At 71.0% G+C, this 16,158-nt stretch carries 11 protein-coding genes; 2 read left to right on the top strand and 9 right to left on the bottom strand.

What is annotated here, in order from left to right:
* Positions 1–143 precede the first annotated feature (143 nt).
* The 8 genes from AB0M63_RS30575 to AB0M63_RS30540 all read right to left on the bottom strand — a co-directional run bounded on the left by AB0M63_RS30575 (position 144) and on the right by AB0M63_RS30540 (position 13,912).
* Entirely contained in the window at positions 144–3,101 is a 2,958-nt protein-coding gene (locus AB0M63_RS30575; RefSeq protein ID WP_366021698.1) for a M14 family zinc carboxypeptidase, read from the bottom strand.
* Between the two features lie 163 nt (positions 3,102–3,264).
* Positions 3,265–4,254: a DNA-binding protein WhiA gene (whiA, locus tag AB0M63_RS30570; protein WP_329555556.1), complete on the bottom strand. Its 990-nt coding sequence runs from the start codon at positions 4,252–4,254 to the stop codon at positions 3,265–3,267.
* Positions 4,245–5,312 (bottom strand): uridine diphosphate-N-acetylglucosamine-binding protein YvcK, encoded by a 1,068-nt coding sequence (gene yvcK, locus AB0M63_RS30565; RefSeq protein WP_355912985.1) that lies wholly within the window; start codon positions 5,310–5,312, stop codon positions 4,245–4,247. Before yvcK ends, whiA begins: the two co-directional genes overlap by 10 nt.
* Positions 5,309–6,316 (bottom strand): RNase adapter RapZ, encoded by a 1,008-nt coding sequence (rapZ, locus tag AB0M63_RS30560; protein ID WP_355912988.1) that lies wholly within the window; start codon positions 6,314–6,316, stop codon positions 5,309–5,311. Before rapZ ends, yvcK begins: the two co-directional genes overlap by 4 nt.
* Positions 6,313–8,364, bottom strand: coding sequence for an excinuclease ABC subunit UvrC (gene uvrC / locus AB0M63_RS30555; protein ID WP_366021697.1), 2,052 nt, complete (start codon positions 8,362–8,364; stop codon positions 6,313–6,315). The genes rapZ and uvrC overlap by 4 nt, the downstream gene beginning before the upstream one ends.
* A 74-nt stretch (positions 8,365–8,438) precedes the next feature.
* Complete coding sequence (locus tag AB0M63_RS30550; RefSeq protein ID WP_355912994.1) at positions 8,439–9,110, bottom strand: response regulator transcription factor; 672 nt, start codon at positions 9,108–9,110, stop codon at positions 8,439–8,441.
* Between the two features lie 491 nt (positions 9,111–9,601).
* On the bottom strand, positions 9,602–12,232 hold the full coding sequence (locus AB0M63_RS30545; protein WP_366021807.1) for a PAS domain S-box protein: 2,631 nt from the start codon (positions 12,230–12,232) through the stop codon (positions 9,602–9,604).
* Between the two features lie 276 nt (positions 12,233–12,508).
* Positions 12,509–13,912 (bottom strand): sugar ABC transporter substrate-binding protein, encoded by a 1,404-nt coding sequence (locus AB0M63_RS30540; RefSeq protein WP_366021696.1) that lies wholly within the window; start codon positions 13,910–13,912, stop codon positions 12,509–12,511.
* Positions 13,913–14,085: 173 nt separating this feature from the next.
* On the opposite strand from AB0M63_RS30540, the gene AB0M63_RS30535 reads away from it, so the two are divergent.
* Positions 14,086–14,457 (top strand): response regulator, encoded by a 372-nt coding sequence (locus AB0M63_RS30535; RefSeq protein WP_355913000.1) that lies wholly within the window; start codon positions 14,086–14,088, stop codon positions 14,455–14,457.
* Between the two features lie 213 nt (positions 14,458–14,670).
* A complete protein-coding gene (locus AB0M63_RS30530) occupies positions 14,671–15,618 on the top strand; it encodes a hypothetical protein (RefSeq protein ID WP_366021695.1) in 948 nt (315 codons plus the stop codon).
* A gap of 23 nt (positions 15,619–15,641) precedes the next feature.
* On the opposite strand, the gene AB0M63_RS30525 is transcribed toward AB0M63_RS30530, so the two are convergent.
* Entirely contained in the window at positions 15,642–16,064 is a 423-nt protein-coding gene (locus AB0M63_RS30525; RefSeq protein WP_366021694.1) for a Rieske 2Fe-2S domain-containing protein, read from the bottom strand.
* Positions 16,065–16,158 lie beyond the last annotated feature (94 nt).

Below are 16,158 nucleotides of genomic sequence, written 5' to 3'. Positions count from 1 at the left end.
CGACCCTACCTCCCTGAGCCCTCCGTGGTGACATCGAGACGCCCCATACACGGCAGGGCGGTCCGTACCCGCCAGTAGGGGTACGGACCGCCCTTGATGTTCATGACATCGTCATACCGAGTCGGCTCGGAATCAGGTCCGGGTCAGCTCTGGAGAGCCGCCAGCGCCTTCTTGAGCAGGGCCGCCCGGTCGGCGGCCGAGGTGACCTGTTCCAGGCCGAAGCCCAGCAGCACGGTGCGGTCGGTGGTGACCGCGCCGTAGGTCTGGAACAGGGCTCCGGTGCGGGTCCAGTCCTTCAGGACCGCCGGGCTGCCCGGGGGCGGTCCGGTGACGCTCCAGGCGCCGAGGGAGGTCTCGAAGCCCTCGGTCTGGGTCGCCGTGCCGCCGACGACGAGCGAGGCGTCGTCGGCGAGGACGCCGTGACCGCCGGTGCCCGGGTCGGTGATGTAGCTCAGCGACACCTCGACCGACTTGCCGGCGTAGGCGCTCAGGTCGAAGTTGACCTGCTGCCAGCCGTTGGAGGCGCCGGTGAGGCTGTTCCACGAGCCGGTGGAGCCGGTCGCGGTGCAGCCGCTGGTGGCGAAGGTCAGGTAGTGCTTGAGCCAGGGGTGCTCGGCGACCAGGAATCCGGCCTCGCACTCCGAGGGCAGCGCGGTACTGGTGGCACCGCCGGCCTCCGGGAGCGTGGTCCAGTCGTCGGCCCCGGTGGTGTGGATCTCGACCACGGCGTGGTCGTAGCCGGGCTCGGTGTCCCACAGCAGTTCGCTGCGGAGCGTGGGCTTGTCGGCCGCGGTCACGCCGGTGAGGTCGATGGTGCGGGTGAGGCGCTTGTAGGCGTCGTCGGTGTGGACGGCGGCGGCCATGTAGGAGCCCGAGTAGGGCCCGTACGGGTTGACGGTCCCGGCGAACTGGCCCGCTCCGGCGCTCGCGAACTGCGGGTAGGTGGCCGGGGACAGCGAGTCGGAGGTGACGCTGTAACTCCCGGCCCGGTCCAGCGGGTTGCCGGGCGCGTCGCCGAGCGCGCCGCTGAATCCGTCGAGCTTGCCGGAGCCGGTGAATCCGGTGGCCCCGGGGAGGGACGTACGGGAGTAGGCGCCCAGGTAGTACTGGCTGAAGTCGTTCGAAGGGGTGCCGTCGCCGAGGTCGACGCTGCCGCCGGCCTGTTCACCGGCCTCGATCAGCTTGCCGCCCTCGTTGAGGAAGGCGCGCAGTTGGAGTTGGGTGTCGTTCTTGGGGCCACCGGGGCCCGAGTAGTGGACGACGGTCCTGAAGTGGTCGAGCACGCCGAGCGCGTCGGGCGCGCCCTGGGTGGCGACGTCCCAGACGACCGCTCTACGGCCGTTCGCCTTCAGCGCGTCGACGTAGGCCTGCGTCTGGGTGGCGGCGGCACCTTCTTCGGCGACCACAAGAGTGTCCGCGACCGGCCTCTTGGCCACCGTGTAGGTGAAGTGGGCGCTGGAGGTGGGCTTCCCGGCCTTCGTCTCGCCGGTGAACCACACCTCGACCTTGTCGCCCTGATCGCCGTCCTTGACCTTGGCCCGGTACTCGTCGAAGTACAGGTTGTCGTCACCGCCGTAGGTCTGGCCGCCCTTCCAGGGCTTGAGCGCCATGTCCTGCGTACGGCCGCCGTTGACGCGGTACTTGAGTTCCTTGTCGCGCACGGACTTCCGTACGACGACGGAGACCTCCTGGTCGGCGCCGCGCGAGTACGACGTCGGGAAGGCGGCCGGGGTGAAGTCGGCGGCGCTGAGGCCGACCGACGACTTCGGCTGGTCGGGGTGGGCGGCGGTCTCCGCGACGGAGAGCGCGAAGGGGATGTTCTTCGCGAACTCGTCCTGGATCAGCTTCTCGTCGTCGGGGTAGTTGAAGACGGACTGGCAGTCGGCCGCGTTCCAGGCGTCGTTCGGGTCGATGTTCGACGCGGTCTGGCAGGTCGACATCTCCGGGGTGAACATCGACATGCCGTTGACGTTCGACGCGTGGCCGTCCGCCTCGCCGTTGGTCGTGTACAGCTCCGAGGAGACCTGCGAGCGGTAGCCGGGGATCGCCGGGTTGTCCGGGGTGCCGGCGAGCGCCTTGTAGAGCACGTCGTCCGGGGTCGGCGTCGCCACCTGCCAGCCGACTCCGTAGAGGAGGAGTTCGGCGGCGGAGTGGTAGTTGATGCCGTAGGTGAAGCCGATCCGCTTCTCGAAGTTGTCCAGTGCCTGGGTCTCGGGCTCGGAGGCGGGGGCCGTGCCCCGGTAGGTCTCGCTGGTGGGGTTGGGGGACGAACCCTCGTCGTCGTAGCCCCACTTGTAGGCGAAGTTGCGGTTGAGGTCGACGCCGTCGCCGGTGGAGATGGTGCCGTCGCCGTTGACGTCCCGCAGGTTCTTGCGCCACAGGCGGGTGTCGGAGTTCTGGAAGGTGTAGTCGTAGCCGTCCGGGTTGGCGGACAGCACGAACCACAACTCGGTGGAGTCGACGATCTTCTTGACGCGCTGGTCGGTCTTGTAGTTGTCCAGGTAGTAGTGCATCAGCCGGCGGGTCATCTCCGGCGTGATCCACTCGCGCGCGTGCTGGTTGGACACGTACAGCACCGAGGGCTTGGAACCGTCCTTGGCCGTCTTCGCGTTCTTGGTCAGTTTGAGCGCGAGGATGTCCTGGCCGTCGATCGTCTTGCCGATCGACTCGACCTTGGCGAGACCCGGGTTGGCCTGCCCCGTCCTGACGATCTCCTCCTCCAGCCCGCCGCTTCCGCTGTACGGCCGGAACACGCCCTGCGCCGCGTCCTCGACGCGGGTCTCGGCCTTGGCCGACAGGGTGTGCTCGGTGAGGTCGACGCCCTGCTTCTCCAGCTTCTGGGCCTGCTGGTCGGTGAGGTAGACCTCGACGGCGGTCTTTCCGGAGGCGGAGAACTGGTTGTCGCCGAGTTCGTGCGCGTCCTGGCCGGCCTTCAGGAGCAGGGGTATCTGCTTCTGGGTGACGTCGGCGTGGAAGACCTTGACCTCGTCCGGGTCCGGCTTCGCGGAGACTTGGCCCTGCGCCTGGGCGATGGGCGCGATGCTCGCTCCAGCGATCAGGAGCGCGCCGACAGCGAGGATCGATCTCACTCTGTGTCTCATGAACCCCCCTAGCGGTTGTCCGCCACAGCAGCGAACAGTTGCCAGGCTCATGACACTTCATGATCGAGTCAAGGGCGCCTCAACGAAATACAAACGCCGGTGTGGATTGCCCAAGGGGCCGTCCACACCGGCGTGTTGAGGAGCCGTCAGCCGACAGAGATCATCAGCCGACCAGGTTGTCGGCCATCTCCTCGGTGATGCTGGATTCCGTGCCCGGGATGCCGAGGTCCTGGGCCCGCTTGTCGGCCATCGCCAGCAGGCGGCGGATACGGCCGGCCACCGCGTCCTTGGTGAGGGGCGGGTCGGCGAGGGCGCCCAACTCCTCCAGGGAGGCCTGCTTGTGGTCCATGCGCAGGCGCCCCGCGGCGGCGAGGTGCTCGGGGACCTCGTCGGCGAGGATCTCCAGCGCACGCTGCACGCGCGCGCCCGCGGCGACGGCCGCGCGGGCCGAGCGGCGCAGGTTGGCGTCGTCGAAGTTGGCGAGGCGGTTCGCCGTGGCGCGCACCTCGCGGCGCATCCGGCGCTCCTCCCAGGCCAGCACCGACTCGTGCGCGCCGAGCCGGGTGAGCAGGGCGCCGATCGCGTCGCCGTCGCGGACGACCACCCGGTCGACCCCGCGCACCTCACGGGCCTTCGCCGCGATCGACAGCCGGCGGGCGGCGCCGACCAGCGCGAGCGCGGCCTCGGGACCCGGGCAGGTCACCTCCAGGGAGGAGGACCGGCCGGGCTCGGTCAGCGAGCCGTGGGCCAGGAACGCGCCGCGCCAGGCCGCCTCCGCGTCACACGTGGCCCCCGACACCACCTGCGGCGGCAGGCCCCGGATCGGGCGCCCGCGGCCGTCCACCAGCCCCGTCTGCCGGGCCAGCTGATCGCCGCCCGCGACCACCCGGACGACGTAACGGGAGCCGCGGCGCAGTCCGCCGGGCGCCATCACGATCAGTTCGGAACTGTGGCCGAAGATCTCCAGGATGTCCCGCTTGAGCCGGCGCGCCGCCATAGCGGTGTCCAGCTCCGCCTCGATCACGATGCGCCCGCTCACCAGGTGGAGGCCTCCGGCGAACCGCAGAATGGCGGAGACCTCCGCCTTCCTGCAGCAGGTCCGGGTGACGGGGAGCCGGGAGATCTCATCCTTCACCGCTGCCGTCATCGCCATGGGCCGATCCTTCCATGCATCCGAAAAATACGGTCGTACGCGGCGGCCAACAGCTCCGGGTCGTGCCTTGGAGTTCCGTCCGGCCGGGCCACCGGCGCCAGCTCGACCGCGGCGTCCAGCCGCTTGGCGGCTTCGGTGAGCGACGCTCGGTCGGGCACGGCGGCCTCGTCGGCCAGCACCACGTCCAGGGCGAGTTTAGGGGCGTGTCGTCCCAAAACCTCCAAATGACGCTGCGGGGAGAAGCCATCGGTTTCTCCGGGCTGCGGAGCGAGGTTCAGGGAGAGTACCCGGCGCGCCTTCGTCTCGGTGAGCGCGTCGAGCAGTTCCGGCACCAGCAGGTGCGGGATGACCGACGAGAACCAGGAGCCGGGACCGAGCACCACCCAGTCCGCGTCGAGCACGGCGGCGACGGCCTCGGGCACGGCCGGCGGGTCGTGCGGCACCAGGTGCACGGACTGCACCTCGCCGGGCGTGAGCGCCACGGTCGCCTGTCCCCGGACGGTGTCGATGTCGTCGGGCCGCGCCGGATCGTGCCCCTTGACCAGGGCCTGCAACTCCAGCGGTACGGCGGACATGGGCAGCACGCGCCCGTGCGCGCCGAGCAGCTTGCCGACCAGGTCGAGGGCCTGGACATGGTCCCCGAGCTGCTCCCACAGGGCGACGATCAGCAGATTGCCGACCGCGTGCTCGTGCAGGTCGCCCTTGGACTGGAAGCGGTGCTGGATGACGCGGGCCCAGGTCTGGCCCCAGTCGTCGTCGCCGCACAGCGCGGCGAGGGCCTTGCGCAGGTCGCCCGGGGGCAGCACGCCCAGTTCGTCCCGCAGGCGTCCGCTGGAGCCGCCGTCGTCGGCGACGGTGACGACGGCGGTGAGGTCGCCGGTGATCCGGCGCAGTGCGGTGAGCGAGGCGGACAGGCCCATGCCGCCGCCGAGGGCGACCACCTTGGGCTGGGTGCCGCGTCGGCGCGGCTTGCCGCCGCGGGCCTCCACCGGCCTGGTCGTCCGTCCCTCGGGCACCACTCGGCGCAGCCTGCCCAGCCGTGGGCTACGTCCTGTCATTCCCGTCCCATGTCCCGGTGTACGACCACCGTCTCCACACCTTCGGCGACGAGCCGCGCGGCGAGCTTCTCCGCCGTTGCGACCGAGCGGTGCTTGCCGCCGGTGCAGCCGATCGCGATCGTCACGTACCGCTTGCCCTCACGCCGGTAGCCGGCCGCGATCAGGCGCAGCAGCTCGGCGTACCGGTCGAGGAACTCCTTGGCGCCGGGCTGGTTGAAGACGTACGCCGAGACCTCCTCGTTGAGGCCGTTGAAGGGGCGCAGCTCCGGGATCCAGTGCGGGTTGGGCAGGAAGCGCATGTCGGCGACCAGGTCGGCGTCGACCGGGAGGCCGTACTTGAAGCCGAAGGACATGACGGTGGCGCGCAGTTCGGGCTCCTCCTCGCCGGCGAACTGGGCGTCCATCTTGGCGCGCAGTTCGTGGACGTTGAGGCTGGAGGTGTCGATGACGAGGTCGGCGTCCCCGCGCAGTTCGCGCAGCAGTTCGCGTTCGGCGTCGATGCCGTCGACGATGCGGCCGTCGCCCTGGAGGGGGTGCGGGCGGCGCACCGACTCGAAGCGGCGCACCAGGGCGTCGTCGGAGGACTCCAGGAAGACGATCCGCCGGGTGACGTGCTTGGACGCCAGGTCGGCGAGGGAGTCGCGGAGGTTGTCGAAGAAGCGCCGGCCGCGTACGTCGACGACGACCGCGATCCGCGCCACGTTGCCCTGGGAGCGGGCGCCCAGTTCCACCATGGTGGGGATCAGGGCGGGCGGGAGGTTGTCGACGACGAACCAGCCGAGGTCCTCCAGGCACTTGGCGGCCGTGGACCGCCCGGCTCCGGACATGCCGGAGATGATCACCAGCTCGGGGATGGCCGTCTCCGGCACCCCGCCGGCTGTCGCGCTGTCCGTACTCACCTGTGCTCCGTCGTTCTGGACCGCTGGCTGCGGAGCCTGATCCTCGCCCGGTTCCTTGTGCGTCCGATCTCGGTCCGCTGTGGGCTGCTTCTCTTGTTCCGTCATGTCTCCTGCCCCCGTCGCTCGTCCGGGGCGCCCGCGGGTACGGGTTCCCCTGGGGCACCCGCCGTCGTATCGGGTGTCCCGTCTTCCGTGTCTTCCATGATCTCTCCAGTCGCCGTGTTCACGGCGGGTGCGGCCGGGGCCGCCTGGGCGAGGGCCACCGCGATGGTCTCGGCGGTCTTGCGACCTATGCCGGGAACCTCGCAGATCTGGTCGATTGTCGCGGACCGCAGCTTCTTCACCGACCCGAAGTGCTTGATCAGCGCCTGCTTGCGTGTCTCGCCGAGGCCGGGCACGTCGTCCAGGGGGCTCGCCCGGAAGCGCTTGGCGCGTTTGGCACGCTGATAGGTGATCGCGAAGCGGTGGGCCTCGTCGCGGACGCGCTGGAGGAGGTAGAGGCCTTCACTGGTGCGGGGCAGGACCACGGGGTCGTCCTCTCCGGGGAGCCAGACCTCCTCCAGGCGCTTGGCGAGGCCGCACACGGCGATGTCGTCGATGCCCAGCTCGTCGAGGGCCCGCTTGGCGGCGGCGACCTGCGGCTGCCCGCCGTCGACGACGACGAGCTGCGGCGGATAGGCGAACCGCTTGGGGCGCCCCTCCTCATCCTTGAGGTCTGCCGGCTCGTCGCCGTCCACCCACTCCCCCGTCTTCTCCTTCTCGGCGAGATAGCGCCGGAAGCGGCGGGTGATCACCTCGTGCATGGAGCGGACGTCGTCCTGGCCCTCGAAGCCCTTGATCTGGAAGCGGCGGTACTCGCTCTTGCGCGACAGGCCGTCCTCGAAGACGACCATCGACGCCACGACGTCGTCGCCCTGGAGGTGCGAGATGTCGTAGCACTCGATCCGCAGGGGGGCGCTCTCCAGGTCGAGGGCCTCGGAGATCTCCTCCAGGGCGCGCGAGCGGGTGGTGAGGTCGGAGGCGCGCTTGGTCTTGTGGAGGACGAGGGACTGCTGGGCGTTGCGCGCGACGGTCTCCATGAGGGACTTCTTGTCGCCGCGCTGCGGGATGCGCAGCGACACGTTCGCCCCGCGCCGGTCCGTGAGCCACTGCTGGACCGGCTCCACCGGGTCGGGCAGGGCCGGGACGAGGACCTCCTTGGGGACGGAGTCCCCGGTCTCCTCGCCGTAGAGCTGCTGGAGGGCGTGTTCGACGAGGGCTCCGGTGGTGACGTCCTCGACCTTGTCGGTGACCCAGCCGCGCTGGCCGCGCACGCGTCCGCCGCGGACGTGGAAGATCTGGACGGCCGCCTCCAGCTCGTCCTCGGCGACCGCGATCAGGTCGGCGTCGGTGGCGTCGGCGAGGACGACCGCGCTCTTCTCCATGGCCTTGCGCAGGGCCTCGATGTCGTCGCGCAGGCGGGCCGCCCGCTCGTACTCCATCTCCTCGGCCGCGTCCGTCATCCGCTGCTCCAGCCGGCGGATGTACGTGCCGGTGCGGCCCGCCATGAAGTCGCAGAACTCCTCGGCCAGTTCGCGGTGTTCATCCTCGGAGACGCGGTCGACGCAGGGCGCGGAGCACTTGCCGATGTAGCCGAGCAGACAGGGGCGGCCGGTGCGGGTGGCGTTCTTGAAGACGCCGGCCGAGCAGGTGCGCACGGGGAACACGCGGAGCAGGAGGTCCACGGTGTCGCGGATCGCCCACGCGTGGCCGTACGGCCCGAAGTAGCGGACGCCCTTCTTCTTGTGACCGCGCATCACCTGCACGCGCGGGTACTGCTCGTTCATCGTCACCGCGAGATACGGGTAGCTCTTGTCGTCGCGGTACTTGACGTTGAACCGGGGGTCGTACTCCTTGATCCAGGAGTACTCCAACTGGAGTGCCTCGACCTCCGTGGACACCACCGTCCACTCCACCGACGCGGCCGTGGTGACCATGGTGCGCGTGCGCGGGTGGAGTCCGGCCAGGTCCTGGAAGTAGTTCGCCAGGCGCTGGCGCAGGCTCTTCGCCTTCCCGACGTAGATCACCCGGCGGTGCTCGTCGCGGAACTTGTAGACCCCGGGCGAGTCCGGGATCTCTCCCGGCCTGGGGCGGTAGCTGGAGGGGTCGGCCATGTTTCACACCCTACTGGCGCGGGGTGACAGCGCGGCGGGGCTGTGGACAACGCCGGGCATGCCTCGCGGAACTCCTACCGCGACTCCAGAAACGTGAGAACCGCCAGCACACGGCGATGGTCGTCGGCGGCCTCCGGAAGGCGGAGTTTGCCCAGGATGCTGCGGACGTGCTTCTCGATGGTGCCCTCGGTGACCCACAGCCTGCGGCCGATGCCGGCGTTGGAGCGGCCCTCCGCCATCAGCGCCAGGACCTCGCGTTCCCGGTTGCTGAGGACGGACAGCGGGTCGTCCCTGCGCCGCGCCGAGAACAGCTCGTGCACCAGGGAGGGGTCGACGACCGAGCCGCCCTTGTGGATGCGGTCGAGGGCCTCGATGAAGTCGTCGACGACGGTGACCCGGCTCTTGAGGAGATACCCGACCTTGTGGCCGCCGGCCAGCAGCTCCAGGGCCTCCTCGACCTCGACGTACGCCGAGAGGACGAGGATGCCGGTGCCGGGGTGGCGCTCACGGATCGTGCGGGCCGCCTTCAGGCCCTCGGTGGAGTGGTCGGGTGGCATCCTGATGTCGACGATCGCGAGGTCGGGCCGCTCGGTGTCGACCAGTTCCAGGAGCCCCACCGCGTCACCGGCCTGACCCGCCACCTCGTAGCCCAGGCGGGCGCAGAGGCTCGCCAGGCCCTCCCTGAGCAGGACGTCGTCGTCGGCGAGGACGACCCGTCCCCGCGCGGTCTGCTGCGATGCGTCCATCGTCCCGGCCCCCCTTGCCCGACCCGCTGCCGTGCGCCACGGACAGCCTGCCGGACCTGGTCGGGTACGGCTAGCGGGTACGGGAATTGGGGGGTGCCCGTGACGACATGGGGCCGCGTCCGGGCGATTCTCGTAGCGGAACAGAGCAGAGCAGACGTGAGCGGACCGGTCGCCTCGGGCGAGAGGTGACGGGCCCCGGGTCGGAAGGGCTGCGGGAGATGCGGCGGACACGGGCAGTCGGACGACGGCGGTCGGTCCGTGGCCGCCGGTACGAGGACGACACCCGTTCCCTGAGGGAGGCCCTCGACCCGAGGGACCCCGACGTGGTCCGCGCCAAGCGTCCGGGACCGGCCCTGACCCGGCACGGTGGAATCCACCACCCCTGAAGCGGACGGCTGCCTCTCCGTCCGAGAAGACCGCCCGACGCGTACGCGACGTCACCGAGTCCACGGCTCCCCCGGCCTGGACCCCACCGCGTACGCGTCGGGCGGTCACACCCCTGTCCGGGGCAGCGGCAGTCGTACGGTGAGGGTCGTGCCCTTCCCCGGTGGGCTGCCGACGCGCAGCTTGCCGCCGATCGCCTCGACGCGGTCGACGAGTCCGATGAGCCCGGAACCGTGCCCGAGGTCGGCGCCGCCCACTCCGTCGTCCGCGATCGTCACCTCCAGGACGTCGTCCTCGACGAACGCCGACACCTGCACGAAGCTCGCGCGCGCGTGCTTGGCCGCGTTGGTGAGGCACTCGGAGGTCACGTAGTAGACGGCGACCTCAATCTGTTCCGGGAGGCGGTCGGCGGGCAGGCGCAGATCGAGTTCCACGGGGACGGCGGAGCGGCGGGCCAGCGCGCGCAGGGCCGGGCCCAGGCCGCCCTTGGAGAGGATCGCGGGGTGGATGCCGCGCGCGACCTGGAGCAGGTCGGCGAAGGTGTCGTCCAGGCCCTTGGCGATGTGGTCCAGCTGCTCGGCGAGTTCCTCCGGCTGCTCCTCCAGCATCGACTGGGCCATTCTCAGGTCGAGTTGGAGGGAGACGATCCGCTGCTGGACGCCGTCATGCAGATCGCGTTCGATACGGCGTCTGGAGGCGTCCCCGGCGGCGACCACGCGCGCGCGTGACGCGGTGAGCTGGTCCCGGCTGTCGGCGTTGGCCAGGGCGGTGGCGACAAGCTCGGTGAAGTCGGCGAGCCGGGACTCGGTGCCCGGGGGCAGCGGTTCGGGTCCTGCGGCGCTCGCGACGACGGCACCCCACAGCCGGTCGTCCACGACGATGGGGGCGCCCACCGAGCCGCCCACGCGCGCGGGGCGCGCGGTTCGCGCCACCTCCGCGGCCACGGCCGTGTCGGCAGCGACGGCGGGGCCGTGGGCAGAACCGAGGACGGTGGTGGCGCCGTCGGTGCCGTAGCGCAGGACCGCGGCGGGGCCGCTGCTCAGGACCGTGCCCACCTGGTGGGCGACTTCGGAGAACACCTCGTGCGGTGGCACCCCGCGTGCGACGAGGGTGGCGACCCGGCGCAGCGCGGTCTGTTCGCGGGCGGTGCGGCGGCTCTCGGTGACATCGCGGGCGGCGCCGTAGATGAGGCCCTCCCCGGTGACCGGGCGGGCGCTCCACTGGAGCCAGCGTTCGGTGCCGTCGTCCCGGAGGAAGCGGTTCTCGAACTCGCCCAGTTCGGCGCCGTCGGCCAGCTTGTCGAGGACGGCACGCGTGCGTGCCCGGTCCTCCGGGTGGACGAACTCCAGCCACGGTCTGCCCAGCAGGGTCTCGGCGGAGTGGCCGAGGGTCCGCTCGAAGGCGGGGTTCACGCGCTTGAAGTAGCCGTCGAGTCCGGCGATGCACAACAGGTCGAGGGAGAGGTGGAAGATGCTCGCCAGTTCCTGCTCGGCCTGGTCGCGCCGCCCGTGGGCCGCGGCGAAGGAGGCCATGGTGCCGTTCATGCCGCCGAGCAATTGCGCCCAGGTTCCCTCGAACGAGGCGACGTCCGCGCGGTGGCCGAGCCGGTTGTCGTCGATCGCCGTGTTCATGGTGTCGATCTCGGCGGCGAGCCGTTCGGTGGTCACCGTCAGTTCGCGGAACGTGTCGGCGACGGCGCCGAGTTCGTCCCGGCCGGCGTACCGGATGTCGTACGACAGATCGCCCTCGGACAGCGCCCGGGCGCCCGCGGACACCTCGCTGAGCGGCCGGGTGATCGACAGGCGCAGGGTCAGCGCGAGGACGGTGACGGCGGCCAGCACGGCGAGCGACACGGTCAGGTCGCGCGTCTCCCGGGACCGCGCGGTGTCGAGGTCGCGCAGGGCGTCCCGGCCCAGTTCGGCGGCGGCCCGGTGCTGGATGCCGCGCAGGGCGTCGATGCGCCGGGTCGACGCGGTCAGCCAAGTGCCGTACGACGGCCAGGCGTTCCGGTCGGCGTGCGGGTCGGCGAGGGTCTCGCGGGTCTGGCGGACGACGAGGCCGGGATGCTGGAGGAGGACGACGTACAGGCTGCCCTTGAGGCCGGCGGGCGCGGTCTGGCCGAAGTCGTCCAGGAGCGCCTTCTCCAGGGCCGACCAGCGGTCCGTGGCGGTGGCGTGCGGGGCCTCGGGGGTGTCGAAGAGCACGGCGAGTTCGGTGCGTTCGCGTTCGGCGGCCTCGATGGCTTTCAGGAGCGCGATGTGCGCGTCGGCCGCCTGCCCCGAGGTGCGGGTCGGACGGCCGGACTCCAGGGTAGCGGCCAGCTCCAGGAGGTCGTTCTCGATCGTGTCGTACTGGTCGGCGAGTTGGGGCGCGGTGAGCGAGCCGGTGCCCGTCTGGAGCCGCAGGGCGTGCAGTTGACGGTTCCGCGCGTCGAGCCGGCCCCGCACGTCGGGCGACCCGGTCCAGTCGGCCGTGTCGCGGAGGGCCGCGTTCAGGGCGCGGTCGGTGGCGCGCTGGGCCCCGGAGCGTTCCTTCAGGGTCGCCGGTCCCGGGCGGAGCCGGGCCTTCACGGCGGCGATCCGTTCCCCGGCGAGGGCGTCGGTCAGCGCGGTGGTCCGGAACGACAGCTCGGTCGCCGTACGGAAGTCCCGCATCGTCTGCGCGTCGCGCCACTGGGAGACGGTGCCGAACACGGTGAAGGCCATCATGCCGGTCACCGGAAGCAGCACCAGGAGCATCAGCTTGTGTCCGACGCGCAGCCGCGCGAGCAGGGGGACGCGGAGGGCGGTGGCGGGCGCTGAGCGGCCGGGCCGGGGGCGGAGCCCCGCGAGCACCCTGCGGAGCTGGCCCGGGGACGGGCGGCGGCGCACGACGGGCCCTCAGCGGCCGGTGGGCGGGAAGGAGCGACGGTGGTGGCTCACGTGCCCAGCCTGCCGCGAACCGGCCATGATCGTCAGGGTGTTGACGAGGTCCCGGGAACATCGGCGTCGGGCACGCACGCGTGGAGCCCGTTTTCAGGGCGTGTTCACCGGATAGCCGTCGTGCGCCGCGAGGTCCTTGTCGATCTTCTTCGCGGCCTCGTCCAGGGCGGCCTGCACCGGCGCCCGATCGAAGATGATCTTCGCGAAGGCGCGGGAGAAGGCGTCGGTGATCGCCGGATACGCGGGCGTCTGCGGCCTGGGGCGGGCCACTCCGTCACGGAGCTGCTCGATGAACAGGTGCTCGGGGCCGCCGGGCGCGTACTGCGGCGAGAGCTTGACCGCGCTCTCGGTCGCCGGGATCGCCCCGTTGGCCACGCTCATCCGGTGCACCTGGGCGGGCTGGAGCAGGAAGGACAGGAAGCGCCACACGGCGTCGCCGTCGGCGTTGCCCGCAGGGACGCCCCACTGGAAGGAGCCCATGCCGGTGACGGTCCCCCGGCCGAAGTCGGGCAGCGGGACGATCGCGACGTCCCCTGGGAAGGCCTTGTTGAATTCCGGATAGGTCCAGTGCCCGCACCAGGAGATCGCGCTGCGGCCGCTGACGAACGCCTTGTCGTCCTTGACCATGTCGATGAGCCCGGCCTTGGCCCAGTTCTGCATGTCGGTGAGCGCCCTGACCGCACCGGGGCCGTTCACATACCCGTCGGCGGTGCGGTGGTCGCCGGGCTCGACGAGGTCGCCGCCCGCCGACCACACGGCGGGTGCGAAGCCGTACGTGTTCCACTCCTGGCCCGGCTGCGAGTAGACGAGCCGCAGGTCGAGCGGCGCCTTGTAGCCCTGCTTGCGGAGCTTGCGCAGGATGCCGGTCAGTTCGGTGGCCGTCCAGGCGTCCTTGGGCCCGGAGGGGATGCGTACCCCGGCCTTTTTCAGGACCGACTTGCGCACGTACAGGCCCATGCCCGAATCGAAGGTGCCGACGCCCCACAACCTGCCCGCGAAGGTGCCCTGTTGACGGATCGTCGGCAACAGGTCCGCGCGGACGCTCGCGGGCACACAGGAGTCGATCGGCCGGAGCTTGCCCGACCAGGCGTAGCTGTAGAGATTGGGCCCGTCGAAATCGAGGAGGTCGGGCAGGTCCCCGCTGGCGGCGGCGGACAGCACCAGGGCGGTGTAGGCGCGGTCCTCGGGGAGGGTGACCAGCTCGACCCGCACCTGCTTCTGCTGCCTGTTGAACTCCTTGACCTGGTTCCGCAGCGTGGTGAACTCGCCGCTGGGACCCGCGTGGTACCACACGGTGATGTGCGCGGTGCCGTTGATCTTCCCGTCGCAGGTGGTGTCCTTCGGTGACGCGCTCGCCCCCTTGGCGTCGCTCCCGCCGCCGCTGTCGCACGCGGCCAGCAGCAGGGCCGCGCACAGCGTCCAGGGGACCAGTGTTCCCCGGAGCCGACGGACCCGACGGCCCGCAGGCCACGCGCGCGTGGCGCTCACACCGTTCATCGGCACACCCCCACCCGACCGGACGACATGGTCTCCCCAGGGCGCCGTCATGCTACCGCCCGTCCCGCCCCCATCGCCCTGCGTGCACGAGAACCTTCCGATGTGGCACGGGACTTCAGCACTTTCCGGCTAGCCGGAAGGCGCGCACGACCACGCGTTGGCAAGCTGTGGACATGTCGCTGCGCTGTCTCCTCGTCGATGACAGCGCCCGGTTCCTGGAGGCGGCTCGCGCCCTGCTGGAACGTGGCGGCGTGGAAGTCGTCGGCATGGCCTCGACGGGCGCGGACGCCGTCTCCCGGGCCCGGGAGACGGCTCCTGACGTCGTCCTGGTCGATCTCGACCTCGACGGCGAGAACGGTTTCGACGTCGCGGGCCGACTGGTGGGCAGCGTACCGGCGGTGATCCTCATCTCGACGCACTCCCGGGAGGACTTCCAGGAACTCATCGCCGCCAGTCCCGCGCACGGCTTCCTGCACAAGTCGGCCCTGTCCGCGCGGGCGATCAGGGACGTGCTGGGAGGCGACGAGCCGGCCGCACCGCCGTGAGGACACCCGTCGTGACTCGGCCAGGTCACATATGACTGTTGGGCGGCAGGTGTTGTCGGGACTTGGTCAACACGCTTCAATGCGGGGGAACTCGGGGCGTGAACGACGGCGTACGGATGTGAAGACCCTTCTCCGGTGCCGACGGGGGCCCCGAAGCAACCCGCGTGAACGGCCTGACCAGCCGTTGTGAACATTCACAGAAAGGGCCCCTGCATGCCGCACGCCACACAGCAGGCGGACGTCGCCACCGCGGAACTGGACTCGGCCCTGCGCGGCGGCCCCTTCCACGTCGCGCTGCGCGCCGCCATAGCCGCCCGCGGACTGCCGCTGCAGCGCGTCCAGCACCATCTGACGCGCTACGGGGTCAAGGTCGGCGTCACCAGCCTGAGTTACTGGCAGCAGGGCGCCCGCCGCCCGCAGCGCCCCGAGTCGCTGCGGGCCGTACGGGCACTGGAGGAGATCCTCCAACTCCCGGAGGAGTCACTGATCCGGCTGCTCGCCGAGGCCGAGGAACGCTCCGTCGCCCAGCGCCCGGCCGCCCGCTCGTACCGCTCCTTCGTCGAGGCCTCGGGCGTCCTGGAACAACTGCTGGCCGAACTGGAGTGCTCACTCGACAGCGGCCTGCACACCCTCGGCCACCACGAACGCGTGCGGGTGGGACCGCGCCGCGAGCTGGCGAGCCGCGAGTCGCACCACATCGTCCGTGCCCACCGGGACGGCATCGACCGCTTCGTGGCCGTCCACTACGGCGACCCGGACTGCGCCCCGGAACACATGACCGTGCACGCCCTGGAGAACTGCCGCACGGGCCGCGTCCGCCGCCACCACGAGACCGGCATGCTGGTCGCCGAGCTCCTCTTCGACACCAGGTTGCACTCCGGAGATACGTTCCTCTTCCGCTACGGCGTGGAGGACGGCACCGCCGGTATCTCCCGTGAGTACGTCCGTGACTTCGGTATCGCGGGCGGTCAGTACGCGCTCCAGGTGCGCTTCGACGAGAACGCGCTGCCGGCCCGCTGCCACCGCTTCACCCAGCACTCGGCGGCGGCCCCGCGCAGCGGCCGTCAGGAGCTGCGCCTGACCGGCGGGCACCACTCGGTGCACCTCGTCGAGCCGCGGATGCGGTCGGGGATCGTGGGCATCGGCTGGGACTGGGAGTGAGCCGCCTCCGGGACGCCTGAGCGTCAGGCGCCGGGCCCCACGACGATCCTGTCGTTCTCGGCCGTCGCCTTCAGCTCCTGGAGCGGCTCGGTGGCCGGGGACTGGAGCACCTTGCCGGTGGTGGCGTCGAACTGGCTGCCGTGGCAAGGGCAGATGAGAGTCGTGCCGTCCAGCTTGTTGATGGGGCACTGCGCGTGCGTGCAGATCGTGCTGTACGCCTTGAGGGTGCCGTTCGCCGCCCTGCTGACCACCACATTGCTGTCCCGGTAGAGCTTGGCGCTCCCCTTGGCGATCTCGCTCTCCGCGCCGAGGTCCACGGGCGCGGTCGGGGTCGCGGCGGCCTCCGATCCGCCGCCCGAGCAGGCGGTGAGTCCGAGCCCGGCGACGGGCGTGAGGGCCGCTCCGCGCAGGACGGTACGACGGCTCGGGGCGGGGCGGCCGGGCATGGGGGTCTCCAGCTTGTTCGGGCTGTTCAGGCGGCGGTGCGCGACCGTTCGAAGGTCGGTGCACGGCGACCTTACCCGCGCTGTTCCACCCACT

It is taken from the genome of Streptomyces sp. NPDC051576 (assembly GCF_040681835.1).
Taxonomy (GTDB): Bacteria; Actinomycetota; Actinomycetes; order Streptomycetales; family Streptomycetaceae; genus Streptomyces.
The sequence above is the reverse complement of the archived record's forward strand: the minus strand, read 5'-3'. Positions and strand labels throughout refer to the sequence as shown.

Coding starts and splice junctions, on each gene's coding strand:
- AB0M63_RS30575 (WP_366021698.1), bottom strand. CDS start 3,101: ATGAGACACAGAGTGAGATCGATCCTCGCTGTCGGCGCGCTCCTGATC.
- whiA (WP_329555556.1), bottom strand. CDS start 4,254: ATGGCGATGACGGCAGCGGTGAAGGATGAGATCTCCCGGCTCCCCGTC.
- yvcK (WP_355912985.1), bottom strand. CDS start 5,312: ATGACAGGACGTAGCCCACGGCTGGGCAGGCTGCGCCGAGTGGTGCCC.
- rapZ (WP_355912988.1), bottom strand. CDS start 6,316: ATGACGGAACAAGAGAAGCAGCCCACAGCGGACCGAGATCGGACGCAC.
- uvrC (WP_366021697.1), bottom strand. CDS start 8,364: ATGGCCGACCCCTCCAGCTACCGCCCCAGGCCGGGAGAGATCCCGGAC.
- AB0M63_RS30550 (WP_355912994.1), bottom strand. CDS start 9,110: ATGGACGCATCGCAGCAGACCGCGCGGGGACGGGTCGTCCTCGCCGAC.
- AB0M63_RS30545 (WP_366021807.1), bottom strand. CDS start 12,232: ATGCTCCTGGTGCTGCTTCCGGTGACCGGCATGATGGCCTTCACCGTG.
- AB0M63_RS30540 (WP_366021696.1), bottom strand. CDS start 13,912: ATGAACGGTGTGAGCGCCACGCGCGCGTGGCCTGCGGGCCGTCGGGTC.
- AB0M63_RS30535 (WP_355913000.1), top strand. CDS start 14,086: ATGTCGCTGCGCTGTCTCCTCGTCGATGACAGCGCCCGGTTCCTGGAG.
- AB0M63_RS30530 (WP_366021695.1), top strand. CDS start 14,671: ATGCCGCACGCCACACAGCAGGCGGACGTCGCCACCGCGGAACTGGAC.
- AB0M63_RS30525 (WP_366021694.1), bottom strand. CDS start 16,064: ATGCCCGGCCGCCCCGCCCCGAGCCGTCGTACCGTCCTGCGCGGAGCG.